The organism is Lacrimispora amygdalina (assembly GCF_900205965.1).
Classification (GTDB): Bacteria; Bacillota; Clostridia; order Lachnospirales; family Lachnospiraceae; genus Lacrimispora; species Lacrimispora amygdalina_A.
This window is the reverse complement of the sequence record NZ_OAOF01000002.1, coordinates 167,921-190,063: the sequence shown is the minus strand read 5'-3', so window position 1 is coordinate 190,063 and position 22,143 is coordinate 167,921. Positions and strand designations below refer to the sequence as shown.

At 41.8% G+C, this 22,143-nt stretch carries 17 protein-coding genes; 14 read left to right on the top strand and 3 right to left on the bottom strand.

Going from position 1 to position 22,143, the window contains the following annotated elements:
- Window positions 1–10: 10 nt before the first annotated feature.
- The 8 genes from CRO04_RS03615 to CRO04_RS26515 all read left to right on the top strand — a co-directional run bounded on the left by CRO04_RS03615 (window position 11) and on the right by CRO04_RS26515 (window position 10,890).
- The gene (locus CRO04_RS03615) at window positions 11–1,153 is read left to right on the top strand and encodes a 2-methylaconitate cis-trans isomerase PrpF family protein (RefSeq protein WP_097002865.1); all 1,143 of its coding nucleotides are present in this window, start codon (window positions 11–13) and stop codon (window positions 1,151–1,153) included.
- Between the two features lie 49 nt (window positions 1,154–1,202).
- The gene (locus CRO04_RS03610) at window positions 1,203–3,497 is read left to right on the top strand and encodes a hydratase (protein ID WP_097002864.1); all 2,295 of its coding nucleotides are present in this window, start codon (window positions 1,203–1,205) and stop codon (window positions 3,495–3,497) included.
- 13 nt (window positions 3,498–3,510) lie between these two features.
- Complete coding sequence (citD, locus tag CRO04_RS03605; RefSeq protein WP_097002863.1) at window positions 3,511–3,810, top strand: citrate lyase acyl carrier protein; 300 nt, start codon at window positions 3,511–3,513, stop codon at window positions 3,808–3,810.
- Window positions 3,807–4,709: an aldolase/citrate lyase family protein gene (locus CRO04_RS03600; protein WP_207654388.1), complete on the top strand. Its 903-nt coding sequence runs from the start codon at window positions 3,807–3,809 to the stop codon at window positions 4,707–4,709. The genes citD and CRO04_RS03600 overlap by 4 nt, the downstream gene beginning before the upstream one ends.
- Window position 4,710: 1 nt before the next feature.
- Complete coding sequence (citF, locus tag CRO04_RS03595; RefSeq protein ID WP_097002862.1) at window positions 4,711–6,273, top strand: citrate lyase subunit alpha; 1,563 nt, start codon at window positions 4,711–4,713, stop codon at window positions 6,271–6,273.
- Window positions 6,274–7,152 carry a triphosphoribosyl-dephospho-CoA synthase CitG gene (citG, locus tag CRO04_RS03590; protein ID WP_097002861.1) on the top strand — a complete coding sequence of 293 codons (879 nt, stop codon included), beginning with the start codon at window positions 6,274–6,276 and terminating at the stop codon, window positions 7,150–7,152.
- Between the two features lie 23 nt (window positions 7,153–7,175).
- Entirely contained in the window at window positions 7,176–8,171 is a 996-nt protein-coding gene (gene citC / locus CRO04_RS03585; RefSeq protein WP_097002860.1) for a [citrate (pro-3S)-lyase] ligase, read from the top strand.
- Window positions 8,172–8,334: 163 nt separating this feature from the next.
- The gene (locus CRO04_RS26515; RefSeq protein ID WP_097002859.1) at window positions 8,335–10,890 is read left to right on the top strand and encodes a peptidoglycan-binding protein; all 2,556 of its coding nucleotides are present in this window, start codon (window positions 8,335–8,337) and stop codon (window positions 10,888–10,890) included.
- Window positions 10,891–10,932: 42 nt separating this feature from the next.
- On the opposite strand, the gene CRO04_RS03575 is transcribed toward CRO04_RS26515, so the two are convergent.
- Together CRO04_RS03575 and CRO04_RS03570 are read right to left on the bottom strand one after the other, a co-directional pair.
- Window positions 10,933–12,093 carry a hypothetical protein gene (locus CRO04_RS03575; protein WP_097002858.1) on the bottom strand — a complete coding sequence of 387 codons (1,161 nt, stop codon included), beginning with the start codon at window positions 12,091–12,093 and terminating at the stop codon, window positions 10,933–10,935.
- 68 nt (window positions 12,094–12,161) lie between these two features.
- Complete coding sequence (locus CRO04_RS03570; protein ID WP_097002857.1) at window positions 12,162–13,370, bottom strand: PucR family transcriptional regulator; 1,209 nt, start codon at window positions 13,368–13,370, stop codon at window positions 12,162–12,164.
- A 597-nt stretch (window positions 13,371–13,967) separates the two neighbouring features.
- On the opposite strand from CRO04_RS03570, the gene CRO04_RS03565 reads away from it, so the two are divergent.
- The 3 genes from CRO04_RS03565 to CRO04_RS03555 all read left to right on the top strand — a co-directional run bounded on the left by CRO04_RS03565 (window position 13,968) and on the right by CRO04_RS03555 (window position 17,364).
- On the top strand, window positions 13,968–15,962 hold the full coding sequence (locus CRO04_RS03565) for an FAD-dependent oxidoreductase (RefSeq protein WP_097002856.1): 1,995 nt from the start codon (window positions 13,968–13,970) through the stop codon (window positions 15,960–15,962).
- Between the two features lie 129 nt (window positions 15,963–16,091).
- Entirely contained in the window at window positions 16,092–16,571 is a 480-nt protein-coding gene (locus tag CRO04_RS03560; protein ID WP_097002855.1) for a MarR family transcriptional regulator, read from the top strand.
- A gap of 223 nt (window positions 16,572–16,794) precedes the next feature.
- On the top strand, window positions 16,795–17,364 hold the full coding sequence (locus tag CRO04_RS03555; protein ID WP_097002854.1) for a flavodoxin family protein: 570 nt from the start codon (window positions 16,795–16,797) through the stop codon (window positions 17,362–17,364).
- Between the two features lie 289 nt (window positions 17,365–17,653).
- Here CRO04_RS03555 and CRO04_RS03550 read toward each other — a convergent pair whose 3' ends face one another.
- On the bottom strand, window positions 17,654–18,487 hold the full coding sequence (locus CRO04_RS03550) for a MurR/RpiR family transcriptional regulator (protein WP_141400937.1): 834 nt from the start codon (window positions 18,485–18,487) through the stop codon (window positions 17,654–17,656).
- A gap of 212 nt (window positions 18,488–18,699) precedes the next feature.
- Here CRO04_RS03550 and CRO04_RS03545 point away from each other — a divergent pair, with 212 nt between their 5' ends.
- Genes CRO04_RS03545 through CRO04_RS03535 form a run of 3 tightly spaced genes read left to right on the top strand, consistent with a single transcriptional unit; the run spans window position 18,700 to window position 22,123 of the window.
- A complete protein-coding gene (locus tag CRO04_RS03545; RefSeq protein WP_097002852.1) occupies window positions 18,700–20,097 on the top strand; it encodes a PTS transporter subunit EIIC in 1,398 nt (465 codons plus the stop codon).
- Window positions 20,098–20,124: 27 nt separating this feature from the next.
- Window positions 20,125–21,594 (top strand): glycoside hydrolase family 1 protein, encoded by a 1,470-nt coding sequence (locus CRO04_RS03540; protein ID WP_097002851.1) that lies wholly within the window; start codon window positions 20,125–20,127, stop codon window positions 21,592–21,594.
- Between the two features lie 28 nt (window positions 21,595–21,622).
- Complete coding sequence (locus tag CRO04_RS03535; RefSeq protein WP_166432460.1) at window positions 21,623–22,123, top strand: PTS sugar transporter subunit IIA; 501 nt, start codon at window positions 21,623–21,625, stop codon at window positions 22,121–22,123.
- Window positions 22,124–22,143 lie beyond the last annotated feature (20 nt).

Genomic DNA, 22,143 nt, shown 5'->3' with positions numbered 1-22,143 from the left:
AGGATACGTCATGTTAGATAGACAAAGAAGAAGAGTTCCCTGTTCCATCATGCGGGGAGGTACCAGTAAAGGGGTGTATATACTGGAAAATTATCTTCCCTCTGAGGAACAGGCAAGAAATGATATTCTCATGAAAATCATGGGGAGTCCTGATATAAAGCAGATTAACGGACTGGGAGGCGCGGCTTCCGTTACCAGTAAGATTGCGATTATAGGGGTATCTAAGCGTGAGGATGCGGATGTGGATTATACCTTTGCGCAGGTGTCCGTGGATAAACCCCTGGTAAGCTACAAGGGTAATTGCGGCAATATTTCTTCAGGAGTAGGCCCTTTTGCCATAGAGCAGGGACTTGTAAAAATAACTGAGCCAGTCACAATTGTAAAAGTGTTTAATACGAATACTGGAAAAGTGATAGAAGAAGAAGTGCAGGTAAAAGACGGAGCAGTAAAATACGATGGTGATTTCGCAATTGCCGGAGTTCCGGGAACAGGATCTCCTGTTAAAATGAAGTTTCTTGACCCTGCAGGAAGTGTTTCAGGCAAGCTTCTGCCTACGGGAAATGCTGTGGATTTACTGGAGGTTCCGGGCATAGGCCAGGTGGAGATATCCATTGTAGATGCAGCCAATCCCCTGGTATTTGTAAAGGCTTCTGATCTGGGCCTCACGGGAAAAGAGCTTCCAGCCAAGCTGGATTCTGATCAGGAAAAACTGGACCTATTAGAAACTGTAAGAGGACTGGCAGCTGTTAAAATGGGATTAATTAGTGACTATAAGAAATCGGCATGGGAGATGCCGGGAATTCCTAAAATGACTTTCGTGGCAGAACCGTATGAGTATGAGACCACCTCAGGCGGGATCATAAAGGAAAGCAGCATTGATCTTTTATCACGTATGATGTCAATGCAAAAGACTCACCCTACTTATGCCATGACTGGTGCCATGTGTACGGCAGCAGCAGCCATTATTCCAGGAAGCGTAGTAAACCAGGTTTTAAGAGCGGGAGCAGATACAAAATTTATCCGCATCGGTCATGCAGGCGGCATTTTGGAAGCAGGGGTTGATTTCCACGTAGAAGGAAACGAAACAGTTGTGGAAGATACATTTGGATTCAGAACTGCCAATCTCATACTGGAAGGATTTACATATTGCTGATTGGGAAGTATGAAAAAGCTTAATTGTTAGAAAGCAGGAGGAGTAAAACGTGGTAAAACTTTATGACAGCGGAGTGTATCTGATTAATGGTCAGGAAATTGTTTCTGAGGAGGATTACATAAAATCCCAATCCATGACAGGAAAGCCTTCCGATAAAGAAGAAGCAAAAAGAGGGACAATATCCTATGACATTTTAGAGAAGCATAACACTTCTAAAGACATGTCTCATTTAAAAATAAAATTTGATGCCATGACCTCCCATGATCTTACATTTGTAGGGGTTATCCAGACTGCCAAAGCATCTGGTATGGATAAATTCCCGATTCCTTACGTACTGACCAACTGCCACAATTCCCTGTGTGCAGTTGGCGGTACCATAAATGAAGATGATCATGTGTTTGGTCTGTCAGCGGCACAAAAGTACGGGGGCATCTACGTTCCGCCTCATATCGCAGTAATTCATCAGTATATGAGGGAAATGCACGCAGGCGGAGGCCAGATGATATTAGGATCTGATTCCCATACCCGGTACGGAGCATTGGGAACCATGGCAGTTGGGGAGGGCGGCGGTGAGCTGGTAAAGCAGCTACTTTCGGACACTTATGATCTTGCTTACCCTGATATTATTGCCGTTTATCTGACAGGAAAGCCAAATCCGGGAGTAGGTCCCCAGGATATTGCGCTGGCAATTATCGGTGCAGTATTTAAAAATGGCTATGTAAAAAATAAAGTGATGGAATTCGTAGGACCAGGTATCGCCTCTATGAGTACGGATTTCCGTAATGGCATTGATGTAATGACAACGGAAACTACCTGTTTAAGCTCTATATGGAGTACAGATGAAGATACTAAAAGTTATTTGTCAGCCCATGGCAGAGAAGCCGATTTTAAGGAATTAAAACCTGCAGCTGCAGCTTATTATGATGGCTGCGTATATGTGGATTTAAGTACAGTAAAGCCTATGATTGCACTGCCATTTCATCCCAGCAATGCCTATGAAATTGATGAGCTGAATGAAAACCTGGGGGATATCCTGCGGCAGGTAGAGATAGAAGCGGAAAAAGTAAGCAAGGGACGGGCTGCATTTACTCTGACTGATAAAATAGTTAATGGAAAGCTTCAGGTTCAGCAGGGAATTATAGCCGGATGTGCCGGAGGCAATTATACGAATGTCATGGAAGCTGCGAATGCACTGAAGGGAAAAGACTGCGGCTATGGTGAATTCTCCCTGTCTGTTTATCCTTCATCACAGCCGGTTTACATTGATCTGGTAAAAAAAGGTGCTGTCACTGACCTAATGCAGGCAGGAGCCGTGTTAAAAACTGCTTTCTGCGGACCATGTTTCGGTGCTGGTGATACTCCGGCTCATAACGGACTGAGTGTCCGTCACACCACCAGAAACTTCCCCAACCGGGAAGGCTCTAAGCCTGGAAATGGTCAGATGTCAGCTGTTGCACTGATGGATGCCCGCTCCATTGCAGCCACCGCAGCCAACGGAGGCGTTCTTACTTCTGCAGAAACGTTAGACTGCTGGGGAAATATTCCGGATTATCAGTTCGACAGCACTGTATATAAAAAAAGAATATACCAGGGATTTGACCATGGCGAAAAAGAGAAGGAACTGGTATGCGGACCTAATATAAAGGATTGGCCGGAAATGAGTGCACTCACAGAAAACATTCTCTTAAAAGTGTGTTCTAAAATTATGGATGAGGTTACAACTACTGATGAATTGATTCCTTCCGGTGAAACGGCTTCTTACCGCTCAAATCCATTGGGACTTGCTGAATTTACCTTATCCAGAAGAGATCCGGGTTATGTGGAAAGAAGCAAGAGCGTTGACCGTATGGAGAAAGCAAGAACAGCGGGAAAATCGCCTGCAGATACCGAACCAGGGATTACAAACATTTTTGAAGCAATTAATAAAATTCCGGGTATGAAAAAGATTGAACTATCTGAAACAGAAATCGGAAGTATGATTTATGCTGTAAAGCCAGGAGATGGTTCGGCCAGGGAACAGGCTGCCAGCTGCCAGAGAGTCATTGGCGGACTTGCCAACATAACCAGGGAATATGCGACAAAACGTTACCGCTCAAATGTGATGAACTGGGGAATGATTCCGTTTCAGATGAAGGAAGAACCGGGATTTGATACAGGAGACTATATTTTTGTTCCTGGAATCAGGACTGCATTGGAGAACGAAAACTTGTCAGATATCACGGCTTATGTGATTAAGGAAGATTCTGTAAAAGAAATTCATTTATTTATAACAGAAATGACTCAGGAAGAACGTGAGATTGTAAAAGCGGGAAGCCTGATCAATTACAACAGAAAACGGAAATAAAAGGAGGAGCGATATGGAAATCGTGCAGCCGGCAATGGCCGGAACACTGGAATCCAGCGACTGCCAGGTTACGGTGGAACCTGGTGATGATGGCATAGAATTTAACCTGGAAAGTGTGGTTATCAACCAATACGGTAATCAGATAAAAAAGGTTGTGATGGAAACGCTTAAGAATATGGAAGTCAGTCAGGTGAAAATTTCCGTTATAGACAAAGGGGCACTGGATTGTACAATAAAAGCGCGTGTGGAAGGGGCATTGTTCCGTTCCGCAGGACAATTTGATAATCTTCCATGGGGAGGAGCAGTCAGATGATGAATCCGGAAAAGAAAAGACTTAGAAGAACCATGATGTTTTTAAATGCCCAGAAGCCTGGTCTGATCAAAGACCCCTATATTTATAAACCGGATTCCATTATGCTGGATCTGGAGGATGCAGTAGCCGAAAACCAGAAGGATGCTGCACGTTTTTCCCTTTATCATGCGCTCAGGGAAATTAATTACCATGGGTGTGAACGTGTGGTCAGGATCAATGCTCTGGATACTCCTTACTGGAAGGAAGATATCCGCTGTGCGGTAGCAGGCGGCTGCGATTCCATACGAATACCAAAAACGGAACGGACAGAGGATGTGAAGCTGGTTGAGGAAGCTGTGGCTGCAGCAGAAAAGGAGTTTCATATTCCGGAAGGAAGAACGCTTATTATGGCTGCCATTGAATCAGCCAGAGGAGTGATGAAGGTTCTTGATATCTGTGAGTCCTCAGAAAGACTTTTTGGCATCGCCCTTTCCGGCGGTGATTACACCAAAGATTTACAGACACATATTACAGGAACCGGAGTGGAACTCATGGGTGCAAGGCAGAATATGATCATAGCAGCCAGAGCAGCCGGAGTCCAGTGCTTTGATACCGTGTATACCAATTTAAATGATATGGAAGGTTTCCGCAAAGAGGTTGAATCTATTCATTTAATGGGATTTGACGGAAAATCAATTATAAATCCACGACAGATCCGTATCGTACATGAAATATTTACACCGACATTTAAGGACATTATCTTTGCAGAAAAGGTAGTGAAAGAAATAGATGATAAAAAGGCAAAGGGAATCGGTGTATTTACAGTTGATGGAAAGATGATAGATATCGCATTCTATGATGGCGCAGTACGTACGATTTATATGGCCAAAGCGGCAGGCGTATATAAGGGGGATTTGTAAAATGATTAATGCAGTTGGAAGAGATATCCCGGAAGAGGTTCTAAAAGCCACTGGAAAGGAAGTATTCCAGGGCGTTCACTATAAAGACGGATATACCTATAAAAAGGATGGCCCGGTAACCAGGTGTGTAAGTGATAATAAGAAGAGTAAATTAGTAGACAGTATATATGATGTGCTGATTAAATGCAACATAAAAGATGGTATGACTCTTGGCTTTCATCACCACTTCCGGGAAGGTGACTACATAGTTAACATGGTAATGGAAGAGGTTCACCGCCTGGGCATTAAAGATATCACAATTTGTGCCAGCTCCCTTGGAAAGGCTCATGACCCAATCGTTCCATATATTGAAGATGGAACCATAACCAATATCCAGTCCTCTGGTGTCAGAGGAAAAATCGGAAAGGCAATTTCCTCCGGTAAATTAAAAGGATTAGCCATCATGCGCTCTCATGGAGGACGTGTGCGTGCCATTGAAAGCGGAGAAACCAGAATTGATATTGCATTTATCGGCGCACCTACCTGTGATGATTACGGCAATTGCCGGGGAATTGGCGGCAAGAGTAACTGCGGTGTGCTCTCTTACGCTCTTGTAGATGGAGATTATGCTGACCAGGTAGTAGCAATTACCGACTGTCTGGTACCTTTTCCTAATTTTCCTGCACATATCAGCATGACAAAAGTGGATTATGTTGTGGTAGCAGATGCCATTGGAAATCCGGACAAGATTGCCACAGGTGCTGCAAAACCCACCACAGATATGAGAAAGCTGATGATGGCTGATTATTGCACCCAGTTTGTTGTAAATACTCCTTATTTTAAAGACGGATTTTCTTATCAGACCGGTGTGGGCGGAGCATCCATTGCATCTACCATTTCACTGGCCAGAATCATGAAGGAGCGCAATATCCGCATGCGTTTCGGCGTTGGAGGCCTGACAAAGCCCATGTGTGATCTGTTGGCGAATGATCAGGTGGATTGCCTGTTAGATACCCAGGATTTCGATCTTGATGCGGTAGAATCGGTAAAAGATTTAAAGCACTTCCGTATTTCTGCAGGAGAATATGCAAATCCCTTTAATAAAGGTGCGGTAGTCAATAAACTGGATTTTGTCATTCTGGCTGCTCTTGAAGTAGATGTTAATTTCAACTGCAATGTAGTGGTCGGATCAGACGGAGAGATAACCGGAGCACAGGGAGGACATCCGGACACTGCTGCTGGAGCCAAGTGTGCCATCGTAATTGTTCCTCTGTTACAGGGGAGAATTCCGGCTGTCTGTACAGAAGTTACTGCAGTGACCACTCCGGGTGAAAGCATTGATGTAGTAGTGACTGATTATGGAATTGCCATCAATCCGAAACGACAGGACTTAATTGACTGCATGAAAGGAGTAGATCTTCCTTTTAAGACAATCGAAGAACTCCGTGATATTGCTTATTCCATAGTAGGAGAGCCGGAGAGAGTGGAATTTGATGATAAGGTTGTGGGTATCATCGAAAGCAGGGATGGAACTATTTTAGATGTAGTCCGTAAGGTGAAAGAATATACTTTTACAGATAATTAGATGATAGAGACAGATAAGAAGAGATGTAAAGATAATGCCGTCTGGCTTGGGAACATGGCGGGACTGGCACTTTTGGAGGAAGTTAATACAGCGCCAAAGCCGGGACTGGTCGATCCATTGAGTAGTGGAGCTCACCAGGATATGAATCTGCTTACTTTTCTAAGAAGTGCAGATGCTCTGATCCCATATTTCCGGAAATTCGCAGAAACAGGACTACAGATGTCTGAAAAACCAGAAGGCTGCTTTTTTAAAATCCGGCAAATTGGAATTCAGGCTGAAAAGGCGATGTATGAGGCAACCGGGCAGGTCAATACCCATAAAGGAGCTGTGTTCACCATGGGTATCTTATGTGCGGCTGCTGGAATCTGTTTTAAAAAGTATGGTCAGGTGTCTGTCCGCAGTCTGATTGTGCAGGAACAAAAAATGGTCAAGAATATTTTATTAAATGAACTTGACATGATTCAGTTTAAGAACAGCAAAGATACCCATGGAAAAAAGAATTTATGTACTTATGGTTCCAGAGGAATCAGGGGGGAGGCGGCAGATGGTTATCCTTCTGTGATAAACCTGGCATTACCGGTTATAAGACAGGGAAAGAAGGAAGGACATAACTGGAATCTGGTAAAAATCCAGGCGCTGTTTACCCTGATGAGCCAGGTGGAGGATGGAAATATCCTGTCCAGGTGCGGGAGCAAAGGGCTTAGGGAAGTACAGAGGCTGTCGCAGGAGTTTTTGCTCTCAGGCGGTGCTTATGCCAGAGGAGCAACAGAGAGACTTATGGAACTGGACGCATATTTTATAGAAAAAAACTATAGCAGCGGCGGATGTGCCGATTTACTGGCAGCCTCCATTTTTTTATCTGAAATTGAGAATGTGTGAACAGGAAAGTGAACAGGTGAACTATGCTGGAAGGAAAACCGCTTAAGGGCCGCGCGCTGGAGGAACTAAAAGAATTTCTGGCGGGTCAGAATCTGAATTATGATGAAGGAATTGAATATAGTGTCTGTGTACTTGATGATGATTATAAAATCATTGCAGCAGGTTCTGTGGAAGAGAATGTGTTAAAGTGCATTGCAGTAGATCCCCATCATCTTGGAGAAGGACTGTCCGGCAGCGTGGTCTCTCAGCTGGTTCAGTACGAGTTCGAACGTGGCAGGAGCAGGCTTATCTTATATACAAAACCAAAGAATGAGGAAATGTTTCAGAGTTTAGGATTTTATACCGTGTTCCGTACAAAATCTGTATTGTTTATGGAGAATGAAAAACAGGGATTTGAAAAATTTATCCAGGCAGTGCAGGAAATAACACCAATCGATGCCAAAGATTATGGGAGAACGGTTGGAGCTGTTGTTGCCAACTGTAATCCGTTTACACTTGGACACCGGTATTTAATAGAAGAAGCTTTGAAACAGTGTGACTATCTGCATGTGTTTGTATTATCGGATAAGCGGACCTTCTATGGCGCTGAGGACCGTTATCAGATGGTTCAGCAGGGAACGAAAGATCTAAACCGGGTCATTGTTCATCAGGCTTCGAATTATATGGTTTCTGCTGCAACTTTTCCTACTTATTATCTGAAGGAAAAAGTATTTGCAGATAAAGCTAACTGTGAATTTGATCTGGAACTGTTTGCTGAAAAAATAGCTCCTCCCCTTAAGATTACCAGACGCTTTGCAGGAACAGAGCCTATATGCAGAGTAACCGGTTCTTATAACACAGCGATGAAACAGATTCTTCCTGAGTATGGAATAGAAGTCATAGAGATTGAACGAAAAATACAGGGAGAAGAAGTGATCAGTGCTTCAAGAGTCAGAGAAGCTGTTAAGGAAGGCAGATTCCATGATGTGAAAAGACTGGTGCCGGAGACCACATGGAGATATCTGATGCAAAAATCATAAGTATAAAGAGCTGTCGCACTGGTTCACCGAGTGCGGCAGTTTTTTGCCTTTGATGCACCACGTTTTGAATCAGAATTTTAGATAAGTTGGTTTACAAAAAATAATATCCTTCCTTTTTAATCATTGAATTTGCAAATTCAAAAAACAAAAGGAAGGTATACATATGTTATTAGTAGAAGGAAGCAGTGGAGAGCAGGTAAAGTATCTCCAGTATGGACTTAGAATCAAATGCTTTAACTCCAAAAGTGTAGACGGTATTTTCGGACCAGCAACAACAACATCGGTCAAACGTTATCAGACATCAAAGGGCTTGACCCCAGATGGGAAGGTTGGGAATGGAACATGGAATGCACTGAAAGAAGATATCAAACCAATACAGCAAACATTAAAAACGAAAGGTTATTATTCCGGTACTGTTGACGGAGTCGCGGGTGCAGGTACCTATAATGCATTAATTAAATTTCAGAAAGAACATAATTTAACAGCAGATGGTATGGCAGGCAAATCCACACTGGAAAAACTATATGCAGCTGAAGAAGAAAAATATCCTGTGCTCAAACAGGGAAGTTCCGGATCAAAGGTAAAAGAACTTCAGACAAAGCTGATTGCCCTTGGGTATAATTGCGGCAAAACAGGTGCTGATGGTAGCTTTGGAACAGGTACCTATAACGCAGTAGTTGCATTTCAGAAAGCAAATAATTTAACTCCGGACGGGATCGTTGGGCAAAAAACCTGGGAAGTCTTAAACTCCGGGAATGCAATAGACAATGATAATGCTAAGTTTCCTTTGCTGAAACAGGGGAGCACCGGACAGGCAGTAATCCGCTTACAGAATATCCTGATTGAATTAAAATATGACTGCGGAAGCACTGGGGCTGACGGCAGTTTTGGTCCGGGAACCACAAGGGCAGTCACTGCATTTCAGACTGCAAATGGTTTGACTCCTGACGGTATTGTTGGCCGGATGACCTGGGAAGTTCTGAATTCCGGATACGCAGTGCCGAATACAAATACCACCCCGACATTAAAACGGGGGGACAAAGGTGAATATGTCAAAAAGCTTCAGACAGCATTAATTAATTTAGGTTATAACTGTGGCAATGCGGGAGCAGACGGCTCTTTCGGAAGCGGCACCTATGATGCTGTTGTATTATTTCAAAAAAAGAATGGCCTTACACCGGATGGGATTGCCGGCAGTAAGACATGGGAAAAGCTTACCTCCGGTTCAGCTGTCGCAAATGATAGCGCAAGCGATTTATTAAAACTGGGGAGTAAGGGGGATCTGGTAAAGGAATTACAAACCATTTTGATTAATTTAAATTATAATTGCGGGAAAACCGGTGCTGACGGCATATTCGGAGCTGGAACTTACAATGCGGTTGTCAGCTTTCAGAGGATTAACGGACTTTCTCCAGATGGGATTGTGGGTACAAAAACATGGGAAATATTGAGATCAGGAACTGCTAAACCCTATGATGGAACCGTGCAGCCATCCTATCCAGGCACGATTCATGGGACCGCTGATTCTTGCAGAAAGGCAATTATCGAAGAGGCGCGTTACTGGATTGGAAAGATACCTTATTGTATTGATACCATAATTACGACCAGGGTTCTTGATAAAAACAGTCCGCCCCCATATATGGATTGTTCTGATTTCACTTCGTCTGTTTATCTGACTATATTAGGAATTAACATAGGAGGTATCACTTCTGAACAGATAAAACGAGGAACACCAGTTGAATACGAAGATATGAAACCAGGTGATTTGATTTTATTTGACTGGGAACTTGATGGTGTGCCGAATCATGTTGGACTTTATGCCGGGGATGGACAGTTTATTGATGAACATGGTTCGAATAGTAATCCCAATGCACTGGATCCTGCTAATCAGAATGTACGGATTTCCCCATTTACAGCCCGTCAGAAATCGCATATCTTAAGTATTAGGAGAATTATACAGGACGATAATACAATTATCAATAAGCCAGGAGAAGTAATTCCAATCCCCAATGATGAAACGACATCGTCAGATACTACAATCGAAAAAGCGATTTTGCTTACGTCTAATTTCGAAGGTCCTAACTCATATAGTACAATCGCCGGAGATTTTGATGGTGCGGGCTTATCATTAGGTATAATTCAGTTTAATATTAAATCAAATAGTTTACAACCACTTTTACAGCAAATGGTTCAGTCTTATCCCGAGATGACTTATAATATTTTTGGAGATAACTATCAGGAATTAACAGAAATGCTGGCCAAGTCCCTCAGTGAACAGCTTACATGGGCAAAATCTATTAATAATTCAAAAAATAGTATAGTAGAGCCATGGAAATCACAGTTCATTGCACTTTGTCAGACATCAGAATTCCAGAAGATACAAAGGAGTGGAATGCAGGATTATATTGATATGGCCTTCTCTATCTGTGATGATTACCAACTGACTACAGAAAGAGGATTAGCATTAGCTTTTGATATTGCAGTCCAGAACGGTTCCGTAAAAGCTGCTGCAAGAGAAATTATTAACAGTAAACTGACTGGTACTACTGGTTATATGGACAAACTTTCAATCATAGCAAATGCAGTCGCTGAAGCATCCAATTATCCGAATGATGTGAAATCAAGAAAAATGACCATTGTAAATGGAAGCGGTATTGTTCATGGAAAAACGTATCAATTATCTGACTATGGTATTACAGATCATGCAATTATAAAATAACAGTAACCATACAGAAGGGCAGCCTGTCTCCAGGCTGCACTTCTAATGAGAAAGAACACGATCCAGTTTATTTTTCATATTTAAATAATCCTGGTATGAGTAAATATCAATACCCCATTCCGCTATCAGCTTTGTCATTGGATCAATAAAAAATCTCACATAACCTGTACTGGATTTATATTCGTAAATTTCATATTTATCTGAAGAATACAGATAATAGTCAGCCCCATATTGATCTGTCAGGAGATTGACAGGATCGCCGCATTTGATATTCTTAGTGGTTCCTATGACAGGTGTTCCAATCAAAATGCTGGTTAAAATTGTAGAATTATTTTGATTAATAAAAGTAAATGTATACTGCATGTTGGAGTTTGTTAAAGTTTTCTGCAAGCTTGCCTGTTTATTAAAATCTTCCTCTGTTTTAATAGAAGACCATAGTTCTTTTTTATTGATGAGAGTATAATTGCTATATTCTTCCCATGGACTTTCAGTTGTCTTCTCTCCTATGGAAACAAGCAAACGAACAACGTCATCATAACTCATTCCGTAAGTTAATTTTACAGAAGATGCATTCCCCCCCCGGTTTCCACTGTAGAGAATCTCCTTATCATTATCTGAACTGACTGCATTGGAAGCAGGACTGGAAGATTCTTCTGCTGGAACTGGTTCAGAGGCATATTGGACTTTTTTCCTAAGTAAGACAGTAGTCCCTGAAGGAAATGTGAAATCAGTATTCTGTGTCTGTACCGAAATATCTGCAGTAATCTGTTCCTGTCCAAACGTTACTAAGATTATTCCCGAATGTCCTCTTCCATCATCTGCAAACGTCATCTTGCATAAATGATCCTGAATTTCTCCGGAAATATCTGAATCAGCCAGGCGTCCATAGTTTTTAGACCATGCGGAAAAGTTACCAGTCACCTTATTACTTTCTACTGATATGTTAAGAGAGACGCCTCCATCGGCTTCGTTATCAGGATTATTCCAGTTAATCCATTCCCCGGAGTACGAATCATATAGGTTCACAGAATCACTATGACTGTTACTCTGCATTGGTTCAGATTCATGAGTGGTACTGGATAAATTGTCGTTTTTGATCACCAGAATGTCTTCCTCTTTTTTTACATTTTCCGTCTTCACAGAAGTTGTACAGCTGGTTAAAAAAAATATGGAAAAACAAAGTAAAACAATTGCTTTATTCATCTTAATCCCCCATTTAAGTATTTATATTCCTCAACTAACTTTATATTATCAGATATGCTTATAAAAATTTAAGTAAAACCTCCGGACTTAATGACAATCAAAGAGAGCCTGATCCTCATAAGAATATCAATTTTGTTTAAATCAAGTCCGGTAATATCCTTTATCTTCTGTATGCGGTATTTCAGGGTGTTAAAATGGATATGCATACGTTCAGAGGCAGTGTGTAGATCCAGCTGATGATCCAGGTAGCAGGTGAGTGTTTCCATTAAGGCCGTACCATGGAGCCTGTCATATTCAATCAGTTCGTTAAGACCCGGTTCAACCATGTGAACAGGCAGGTTATGAAGCAGATAAGTTTCTGCCAGATCTTCTAAAATATAATCTTCATAAAAAAACAACTGACCCAGGCCTTCCTTTTGTCTTGAAAAATCAAAGGCCTTTTTTGCCTGTTCTAAAGCATAACCTGCCTGTGAAAGGTCCAAAAAAGCGCGGCTTACTGCAGCAAAAATATGATTTGCACTTAGAATCTGAAGAAAGTTCTGCAGGCGGTCGTCATCAAGGGGAGACTTCATGCAATGATCAGAATCCAGAAGGATAACTATTTTACCTTCGATCATCTGAGTCAGCCCCCCGGTAAAGAATTTATCCAGCAGTGTACAAATATAAACCATTTTCTCCCTGGAGTCAAAAAGGTCATTGTCTGTGATATAGATTAAGTATAAGTATTTTTTAAAATGAAGACCGGATTTTTTCATCAGCTGCCTGATCTTTTCCGGATTGGGCTGCTGCATTTTTAAAACATAAAGAAGGATTTCCGATAATGGAGAATCATAGGAGTAGTAAAAATTCGCATCATTACGTAGCCGGATTCCTGCAAAATAGGCAAAGACCTGTAATATTTCACTGGTAAACTCCGTAAAGGGGTGGTTGTATTCCAGTTCGCTGACAAAAGCAATATTCATATGGCTCTGTCTGATACGCAGTATACGTTGTCGGTGTTTAAAAATCTCCGGATAATTCATAATATATGGGGTTGGAGAATTGAGCATATGACGTTGAAATGCATAATCAGCATTACAGATATCGTTGTATTTTTGGGAGAATGTCTGATTCTCTTTATATTCCATCCACTGGGGTTCATCCAACTGCTTCTCCTCCCAGCAGGAAACCACGGGATTATGGGCGGAATCTATTACTCTCAAAGGATTATCGACATACTTAAAGGTTACTTCAAGCATCTTCTTCATGGCATCCGGATCGTTTAATGCACAGATCATTTCTTCCTTGTACTGGTATAGGGTCAGTTCCTGGAAAAAGAATTCCTCCGTCAGGTTGATTAACTTTGGCAATGTTACCAGACTGGGATCACAGACAATCCAGTTGATTTTATTTTCGATGCCATAGGAGCGAGGCAGTTCCCTGTCACCAATGAGTAAAAGATTGACAGCTTCTGAAAGCGGGAGCGAGGCAGGAAGGTCTGAGACATGTGCAATGTAAACGATATCTGAGCAGAATGCCTCAGGATAGCCAACCAGACAGCGGCATTATCTGATAATGAAATCATTACTGATATGACATTGGCAGCTGTAATTCTTTATAAATTCCTCCAAATTTTTCATATGCTTTGCCATAGGCATCCTCTTTTCTTTTGTAGTAATTTCTCACTATGAAAATTATTATAACACCGTTTTAATGTAGGTTCCAGAATGAATTGTTAAAATAGATAAAGAATGCAGATAATATTGTTTGATTAAACAAAAGGAGCCTTAGTAAAACCAATAAGAAACAGGCAAAAGTTTATAGATACAGACATACCCATTTCCTTTTGTATTTGATACTATTTTTTATAGTATTAATAAAAGGAGAAAACGAATATGCAGAACAAATATGAAAAGCTTTTCGAACCGGTTAAAATCGGCAGTGTCACATTGAAAAACCGCTTTGTGATGGCACCTATGGGTCCCCAGGGGCTGGGAGACAGCGTGGGAGGCTTTAACCAGAGAGGGGTTGATTATTATGTGGAGCGGGCAAAGGGCGGTACCGGGCTTATTATCACAGGAGTATGTTTTGTTGATAACGAAGCAGAGCATCACTCCATGCCAAGTACTCCATGCCCGACGATCAATCCGGTACATTTTACCAGGACTGCAAGAGAGATGACAGAACGGATTCATGCTTATGATGCCAAAGTGTTTCTCCAGTTAAGTGCAGGTTTTGGGCGTGTTGCACCTCCCGTTGATCCTGATTTAAAGCCGGTATCTGCCTCGGAGATTATGAACCGCTGGGTTGACATACCCTGCCGGGCACTGACAAAGGAAGAGATCCACCGGATTGTAAAACGGTTTGGGGAGGGAGCTGCAATTGCTAAGAATGCAGGTTTTGACGGAATCCAGATTCATGCAGTCCATGAAGGCTACCTTCTGGATCAGTTTGCCATCTCATTTTTCAACAACAGGACAGATGAATACGGGGAAAGTCTGGAGAACCGCCTTCGTTTTGCCAGAGAAATCGTGGAGGAAATAAAGAAAACCTGTGGTGACGAATTTACAGTAACGCTCCGTTACAGCCCCAAATCCTTTATAAAGGACTGGCGTGTGGGCGGTCTCCCGGGAGAAGAGTTTGAAGAAAAGGGACGAGACCTGCCGGAAGGAATTGAAGCGGCGCAGCTGCTGGAGCAGTATGGGTATGATTCTTTGGATGTAGACGTAGGCTGTTATGATGCGTGGTTTTGGAATCATCCACCGATGTATCAGAAGAAAGGGCTGTACATACCGTATGCGAAAGCGATCAAAGAAGCTGTTAACGGTCCTGTTATCTGTGCAGGCCGCATGGATAATCCGGATCTGGCTCTTTCAGCCATTGAAGACGGAAGCTGTGATTTAATTGGGCTTGGCCGCCCGCTTCTTGCAGATCCTGATTATGTAAATAAACTACGCTTTGGACAGACAGAGCTGATCCGCCCATGCCTTTCCTGCCATGAGGGGTGTCTTGGCCGCATGGTTCATTATGGCTGGCTTAACTGTGCAGTCAACCCGGCATGTGCAAGAGAACGGATTACTGAGCTGAAACCTGTTCTGAAAAAGAAAAAGGTAATGATTATCGGCGGAGGAGTGGCCGGCTGTGAAGCAGCCAGAGTGCTTAGCCTGAGAGGTCATCAGCCGGAGGTATATGAAAAGACCGGCCGTCTTGGCGGAAATTTAATTCCAGGAGGAACACCTGATTTCAAAGAAGATGATCATGCTCTGGCGGACTGGTATAAAAACACGCTGAAGGATCTGGCAGTGCCGGTATATTACAATACGGAAGTAACTCCTGATATGATCCGTGAATCAAATCCGGATACTGTAATTGTAGCAACTGGTTCCAGACCGAAGGTATTTGGTCTTGGTGACGACAGCAAGGTATTTACAGCCGAAGAGGTGCTTCTTGGAAATAAGAATCCGGGCAGCAGCGTAGTAGTTTTAGGCGGAGGACTTGTTGGATGTGAACTTGCCCTGTGGCTGAAAAACAATGGAAAAGAAGTTTCAATTGTGGAAGCCCAGGATGGCCTGTTAACCTTAAATGGTCCGCTGTGTTTTGCCAATACCAGCATGCTTTTGTCCCTGATTGAAGAGAAGAAAATTTCCGTTTATACAGATTCCAAAGCAGTCCGTACCACTAAGCAGGGGGTTCTGATTAAAACAGCTGAAGGGGAAAAGGAGTTAAGTGCAGATTCGGTTGTACTTGCCGTGGGGTATGATTCAGAAAACAGGATTTATAATGAGTTAAAGCATGAAGTCAGAGATATTTACTTACTTGGAGATGCAAGAAAGGTTTCCAATATAATGTATGCAATATGGGATGCGTTTGAGGTAGCATCAAATATTTGATTTAATTAAATGTGTTTCCGCCACATAGGCTGCACAGGAAATAACACCAATCGATGCCAAAGATATATTGACCAGGAAACTTCGCGGCTATATAATACACATAAGCACAAACAGATTGGAGTACAGGTTATGAGCAAAGAGGAACAGGCTATGATAGGTCTATGGGACATGTTTAAAAAAAGAATGTGGCTTGACAGCTTTAGGATGAAAGAAAGCCTTATGGCATATAATCCGTCTGAAATACATTGTATCGCTTATATCGGAGAAGATATGGATTCCAACGTGACAAAGCTGGCGGAATCTTTTGATATGACAAGAGGTGCAATAAGCAAGCTGACAAAGAAGCTGATTAATAAGGGGCTCATTGAAAGTTATCAGAGAGCCGATAATAAGAAAGAAGTGTATTTTAACCTTACCAGCCAGGGGAAAAAGATTTACAATATACATGAGGATATACACAGGGAGTTAAAGGATAGAGATCAACCCTTTTTCAATCAGGTAACTGAGGAACAGCTTGATGTTATCCTCGACTTCGCGAATAAATATAATACGCATTTAGACGCTGAAATTATGAAACTGGGTATAAAAATGAGATCTGATAACCTCTGATTATACCGATTTAATTTCTGACAGTCCACCTCGATCGAGGATGGGCTGTTTTTTTGTGGCTGAAGGCAGAACAATATTTTTACCATAACTTTGTTGACAAGGAAACAATATAGTGGTAGAGTAAATGTGTGAAAAGGAAACAATAATTTCGCCCCGAAAGGTTATACAAATGATCAAATATGCTTGGGATATTAACAGACATAACACACAAGGAGGATTAAATTTGAATATCATAGGAATAATCGCAAGTCAGCGTAAAGAAGGTAATACAGCTTTTATTGTAAACAAGATACTCGACGGTGCGAAGGAACAGGGCGCAGAGGTCAAAGCTTTCAGCTTCAACGACCTTGATATTAAACCATGCAGGGGGTGTTGGGCCTGCCATAAAAGTGATCAGGGGTGTGTAATCAAGGACGACATGCAACAAATTTATGACTCGCTTGAGCATGCCGATACCATAGTTTTGGGATTACCGATTTATATGGGACAAATGAGCGCTCAAGGGAAAATAATCACTGACAGGTTATTTGCTCGTTTTTCTCCGCGCTTTTCCCCGTTTTTTAAAGAAAACGCAGTGAAACAAAAGCTGATCCTCTCGTTCAATCAGGGTAATCCAGATGCTGATTTGTTCAAGGTCTACACCGATTATACAAAACAAATGTTTGAGGTATTAGAGTTCGACGTTACAGAGGTACCGATTGTTAGCAATTTACGGAGCAAACCGGCGTGTGAAAGAGAGGACCTGCAAACAAGCCTTATGGATTTCGGTTCAGCGTTGGTTTCGAAAAAATGACAAGTGGTCGGCTTGGGGATTAGGGGCATTAATATTCCCATTGGAATTTTCCTTTTCATAGCCGCTCCTATCGTGCTTAACTGAATGAATCACCACTAATCGCACCTTCTATTTACAGATGGGGTTAGGCTTTTCTGCAATAAATGCAGCGTTGACCGCATTGCCATTTTCGTTAATGATTCCAGTGGCGGTTACTCTTTCAGTCATGAATTTGGCACCCAGATATGGCCGGAAATCAGAAACTTAATTAATACCTTTTCTATGATAGTATCTATAAAGGCTTTAGGTATCACATCAGATATTTCTGCACATATTTGTTGAATAATAAATCAAAAAAATAGTTGATGCCATATCTCGTATATACATTCTGCATTCCATTGGATATGTGTTCAGATGACTGGAATTTATCACTTAAGAAAATTATCGTGTCATAGTATTCCTCAAACTGCCTTGCGTGGTTTAGGGTAATGAGAAACTTTCTGGCCTTGACACCCTGAACATCATCCTTAGTCGTGATCGCATAGTTCCCAGACGCAGAGCAGGTGATAAGTAAGTCCTCTTCCGTTAGCGCAGGTAGTATTCCTGTATTGCCTGATATATTAGTGACAAGCTTAATAAGCCTGCCCAGAGAAGTCATCTCCAGCTGAAACTCCTTGGCAGAAGAGCTTGATGTGTCTGCGTTGAGAATTACTACGTTACGACTTGTCTTAATCAGATCCACAAGCAGTCCGATATTTTGCTGGTCGAGGGTATCATTAATATCCTGAAGCATGTCAACCATGGAATTCATAATGTAATCAGTAAATGATGACTGGTTCACGAAATCGATAAATGCCCTGGAATGAATCCTCATATATCTGATGTTATCCTTCATGTGAGTAAAGCTGTCAAATCCAATGCTTTTCACGAATCTGTGAATTGTACTCCTTGATACATAACAGTAATCAATAACATCATAAATGCTGATTTTATCCATAACATTAATTCGCTCCAGAAGGTAATTCGCTAAAACGTAGTTGATATCATCTTCGCTGTAATTGTTTATGATTGCAAGCAAAGAGGAGGTAATATTAAATCCCTTCAGGCTAAATGTATTTTGCTGTTTTCTATTCTTTTCATCCATGCCCAAATTATATATCAAAAAGCATAGCAGCACAATATGAAATAGCGGTTTAATTATATAAAATTATCATGGTTTCATATTCTGAAACGCGGATTTTGTTGGAATTTGATATAATTAAGCCATGGAATTACATGAGGCGCGCAGATGTAATCCTAATTGATCAATGAGGGTATGGTAAGATTGAAAGCAGACTATTAGAAGAGGGGTAAATTATGGCAAATAAAGATTATGCTCAAATATGTAAAGATATAGTCCATGTTTGCGGAGGCGAATCAAACATTGCGAATGTTACACACTGTATGACACGCTTACGGTTACAGCTGCATGATGAAACAAAGCTGAACAAAGATGAGGCAAAGAAAATCCCTGGCGTGATTAATCTGATTGTTCAAAGCGGAGAGTATCAATTTGTTATCGGACAAGATGTCCCCGCCCTTTATGAAGAATTTAAGAAACTGGAAGGCATTAAAACCAGCGGAGAGGTGCCGGATTCAGATGCCGCTAAACAGGATGTAAAAGCAGGACAGAGTAATATTTTTTCAGGCATTATGGCATTTATCGGCGGAACTTTTTCTCCGGTTATTCCCGTACTGATCGCAGGAGGTCTTACCGGAGCGGTTTTAACGCTTCTTACAACACTCTTTGGAGTGTCTGCCGAAGACGGAGCATATAAGATTTTTTATGCGATTAATCAGGCAGCTTTCTATTCATTACCGGTTTTTATCGGTTTTTCAGCAGCAAACAAGTTAAAATCCAACGGATACCTTGGGGCGTTCCTTGGCGCAATCCTGTTATATTCAACCATAAATAATGCGGAAGCTCTTGATTTCTTCGGCATTAAGGTTGCACAGATCGCGTATAACTCAACGGTATTTCCTGTAATTCTGGGCGTACTATTTATGTCTGTGATTTATAAGAATTTACAGAAGATAATACCTGTCTATTTACGGACAATTTTCGTACCGCTTATTACAATGCTGATCACAGTTCCTGTAACACTGATTGTACTGGGACCTATCGGTAACCTTGCAGGTACATGGCTGGCGGACGGTGTACTGGCTATTTACAGAGTTGCTCCGGCAATCGCAGTTATGATCATTGGTATTACGACACCGCTGATGGTATTCTTCGGAATGAATAATGCTGCATATCCCGTAGTATTTTTATTAATTGCTGAAATCGGTTCAGATCCGCTTATTTGTACCGGTATGGCCCCGGCCAATGTAGCAGTAGGCGGCGCATGTCTGGCTGCAGCAATGATTGCAAGGAATGCGGAATCCCGCAGTATCGCAACGGGTGCCGGTATTACTGCACTTTGCGGAATTACAGAGCCTGGCGTATATGGTGTGTTATTTGTAAAAAAATATCCGCTTTTAGGTGCAATGATCGGAGGCGGAATCGGTGGTCTCCTGGCAGGTTTGTTTGGTATGACACAGTACGTTGTATCAACACCCGGATTTATATCAATCCCTGCGTATATTAATCCCGACGGGACAGGAAAAAACCTGATTGTATCTATTTTAGTAATGATAATTGCTGTTACAGTTTCATTTTTAATTACTTTGATATTAGGTAAAAGAGCTGAAAAGAAGACGGCGGAGAAACAATAAAATGTATTAAAAAACTGGAGGTATAAAATGTATTATAAAGAAGACCCTAAATTTCCCGAAAACTTTATGTGGGGCGCGTCAAGCGCCGCATGGCAGGTAGAAGGCGGAGTTGCTGAGGGCGGAAGAACTCCGGCCATGATAGATTTAAACAGCAGGAAGAAACAGCCATATGCTGATAATTCAATTGCAGCCGACCATTACCACAGATTTAAAGAGGATGTGGCACTTATGGCGGAATGCGGCTTCAGTTCATACCGCTTTTCTCTCTCCTGGTCAAGAATTATTCCTCATTCTGACGGAAAAGTCAATCCGGAAGGAATTAAATTTTACAATGACCTGATTGACGAGCTGATTAAAAACAATATCACTCCCATCGTGACCATTTACCATTATGATTTACCTGTCTGGGTGTATGAGGAATTAGGCGGCTGGAGAAGCAGAAAGACAATTGATGCATTTGAACACCTCTGTAAAGTTTGTTTTGAAAATTTCGGCGACAGAGTAAAGTACTGGTTATCACTCAATGAGCAGAATATGCAGATCTGCTATGGCCATTGGCTTGGGACGAGTGCTGGCTGTACGGACTGGGAAAAAGAAAAATGGGATATCAATCATATCATGAATCTCTGCCATGCAAAGGCAGTCGTTCACTGTCATGAAATGGTTGAGGGCGGAAAAATCGGACCTGTTCCTGGCTATGTTCCGATCTACCCAAAGACCTGCAATCCTGGTGATCAGATAGCAGCTATGAATGCAGAGGAACTGACTCAGAAGATCTGGAATGATACTTACGTATACGGTGAGTACAGTGGATTTATAAAAAAATACTGGGAAACTCACGACGTACACCCGGATATCCGTCCTGAGGATCTGGAGCTTATGAAAAAAGCGAAAATTGATTTTATCGCTGTTAACTGCTATAGAAGCAACACCGCACATGAGTCTAAGATTGACAGTGAAAGACAGGAGTATGGCCTGAATAAATTTGGTATTAAAGGTCAGATGCAATGGCCCAACGTTCCGGGCGAATATGCATTTTGTTCCAATCCGTATGTGGAATACACAGACTGGGATTGGGAAATCGATCCCCAGGCGATGAGATATTCACTCCGTTATCTCTGGAACCACTACAGGCTTCCCATGATGATTACTGAAAATGGTTTAGGAGCAAATGAGACTAAGGATGCAGATGGACAGGTACACGATACAGCCAGAATTGATTTCCTTAGAGACCAGATTTACAATGTGGGTCTTGCCATCGAGGATGGCTGTGAAGTGATTGCTTACAATCCATGGTCATTTACGGATTTATTATCAACCGGGAATGGAATAAAGAAGCGTTACGGCCTGGTTTACATTGATACAACGGATGAGGAGCTTGTCAACTGTAAGGACGTATCAGAACTCAGTATGAAACGCATTAAAAAAGATTCCTTCTATTGGTACTCAAAGCTCATTAAGTCCAATGGAAAAGACTGGGGCAAGGACATGAAATAAGAAATGCCCGGCAGATGGAGGAATGATTGTGGGATTGGGATTTTTTAAGAAAAAAACAGAGTTACCCTGTGAGCCAGGACATTTATATTCGATTACAGACGGGACGATTTTAAGCATCGAGAAAGTGAAAGACGAGATGTTTGCCCAAAAGATGATGGGAGACGGAATCGCATTTCAATCTGAGTCAGGTGAGGTTGCAGCACCCTGCAATGGAACGGTTACTGCAGTCTTTGCTACCAATCATACGGTAGGGCTTGTAAGTGATGACGGGGTTGAAGTTCTGATCCACATCGGTCTGGATACAGTAAAAGAGAATGGAAAAGGATTTAAATCCTTTGTTAAGCAGGGGCAGAAGATAAAAAGAGGACAGAAGCTTATCACATTTGATATTAAATATCTGGAATCAAGGGGATATGATCTGACAATACCCATGATTATTGTCAATATGGACCGTATATCTAAGTTAGAGTATGCACAGGAAGGAAGAGTAGGCATAGAAAGTGAAGCACTTTCCTATAAAATTCATTAATTAACATACAAAAACGCCAT

Coding starts and splice junctions, on each gene's coding strand:
- CRO04_RS03615 (WP_097002865.1), top strand. CDS start 11: ATGTTAGATAGACAAAGAAGAAGAGTTCCCTGTTCCATCATGCGGGGA.
- citD (WP_097002863.1), top strand. CDS start 3,511: ATGGAAATCGTGCAGCCGGCAATGGCCGGAACACTGGAATCCAGCGAC.
- CRO04_RS03600 (WP_207654388.1), top strand. CDS start 3,807: ATGATGAATCCGGAAAAGAAAAGACTTAGAAGAACCATGATGTTTTTA.
- citF (WP_097002862.1), top strand. CDS start 4,711: ATGATTAATGCAGTTGGAAGAGATATCCCGGAAGAGGTTCTAAAAGCC.
- citG (WP_097002861.1), top strand. CDS start 6,274: ATGATAGAGACAGATAAGAAGAGATGTAAAGATAATGCCGTCTGGCTT.
- citC (WP_097002860.1), top strand. CDS start 7,176: ATGCTGGAAGGAAAACCGCTTAAGGGCCGCGCGCTGGAGGAACTAAAA.
- CRO04_RS26515 (WP_097002859.1), top strand. CDS start 8,335: ATGTTATTAGTAGAAGGAAGCAGTGGAGAGCAGGTAAAGTATCTCCAG.
- CRO04_RS03575 (WP_097002858.1), bottom strand. CDS start 12,093: ATGAATAAAGCAATTGTTTTACTTTGTTTTTCCATATTTTTTTTAACC.
- CRO04_RS03570 (WP_097002857.1), bottom strand. CDS start 13,370: ATGATCTGTGCATTAAACGATCCGGATGCCATGAAGAAGATGCTTGAA.
- CRO04_RS03565 (WP_097002856.1), top strand. CDS start 13,968: ATGCAGAACAAATATGAAAAGCTTTTCGAACCGGTTAAAATCGGCAGT.
- CRO04_RS03560 (WP_097002855.1), top strand. CDS start 16,092: ATGAGCAAAGAGGAACAGGCTATGATAGGTCTATGGGACATGTTTAAA.
- CRO04_RS03550 (WP_141400937.1), bottom strand. CDS start 18,487: ATGGATGAAAAGAATAGAAAACAGCAAAATACATTTAGCCTGAAGGGA.
- CRO04_RS03545 (WP_097002852.1), top strand. CDS start 18,700: ATGGCAAATAAAGATTATGCTCAAATATGTAAAGATATAGTCCATGTT.
- CRO04_RS03540 (WP_097002851.1), top strand. CDS start 20,125: ATGTATTATAAAGAAGACCCTAAATTTCCCGAAAACTTTATGTGGGGC.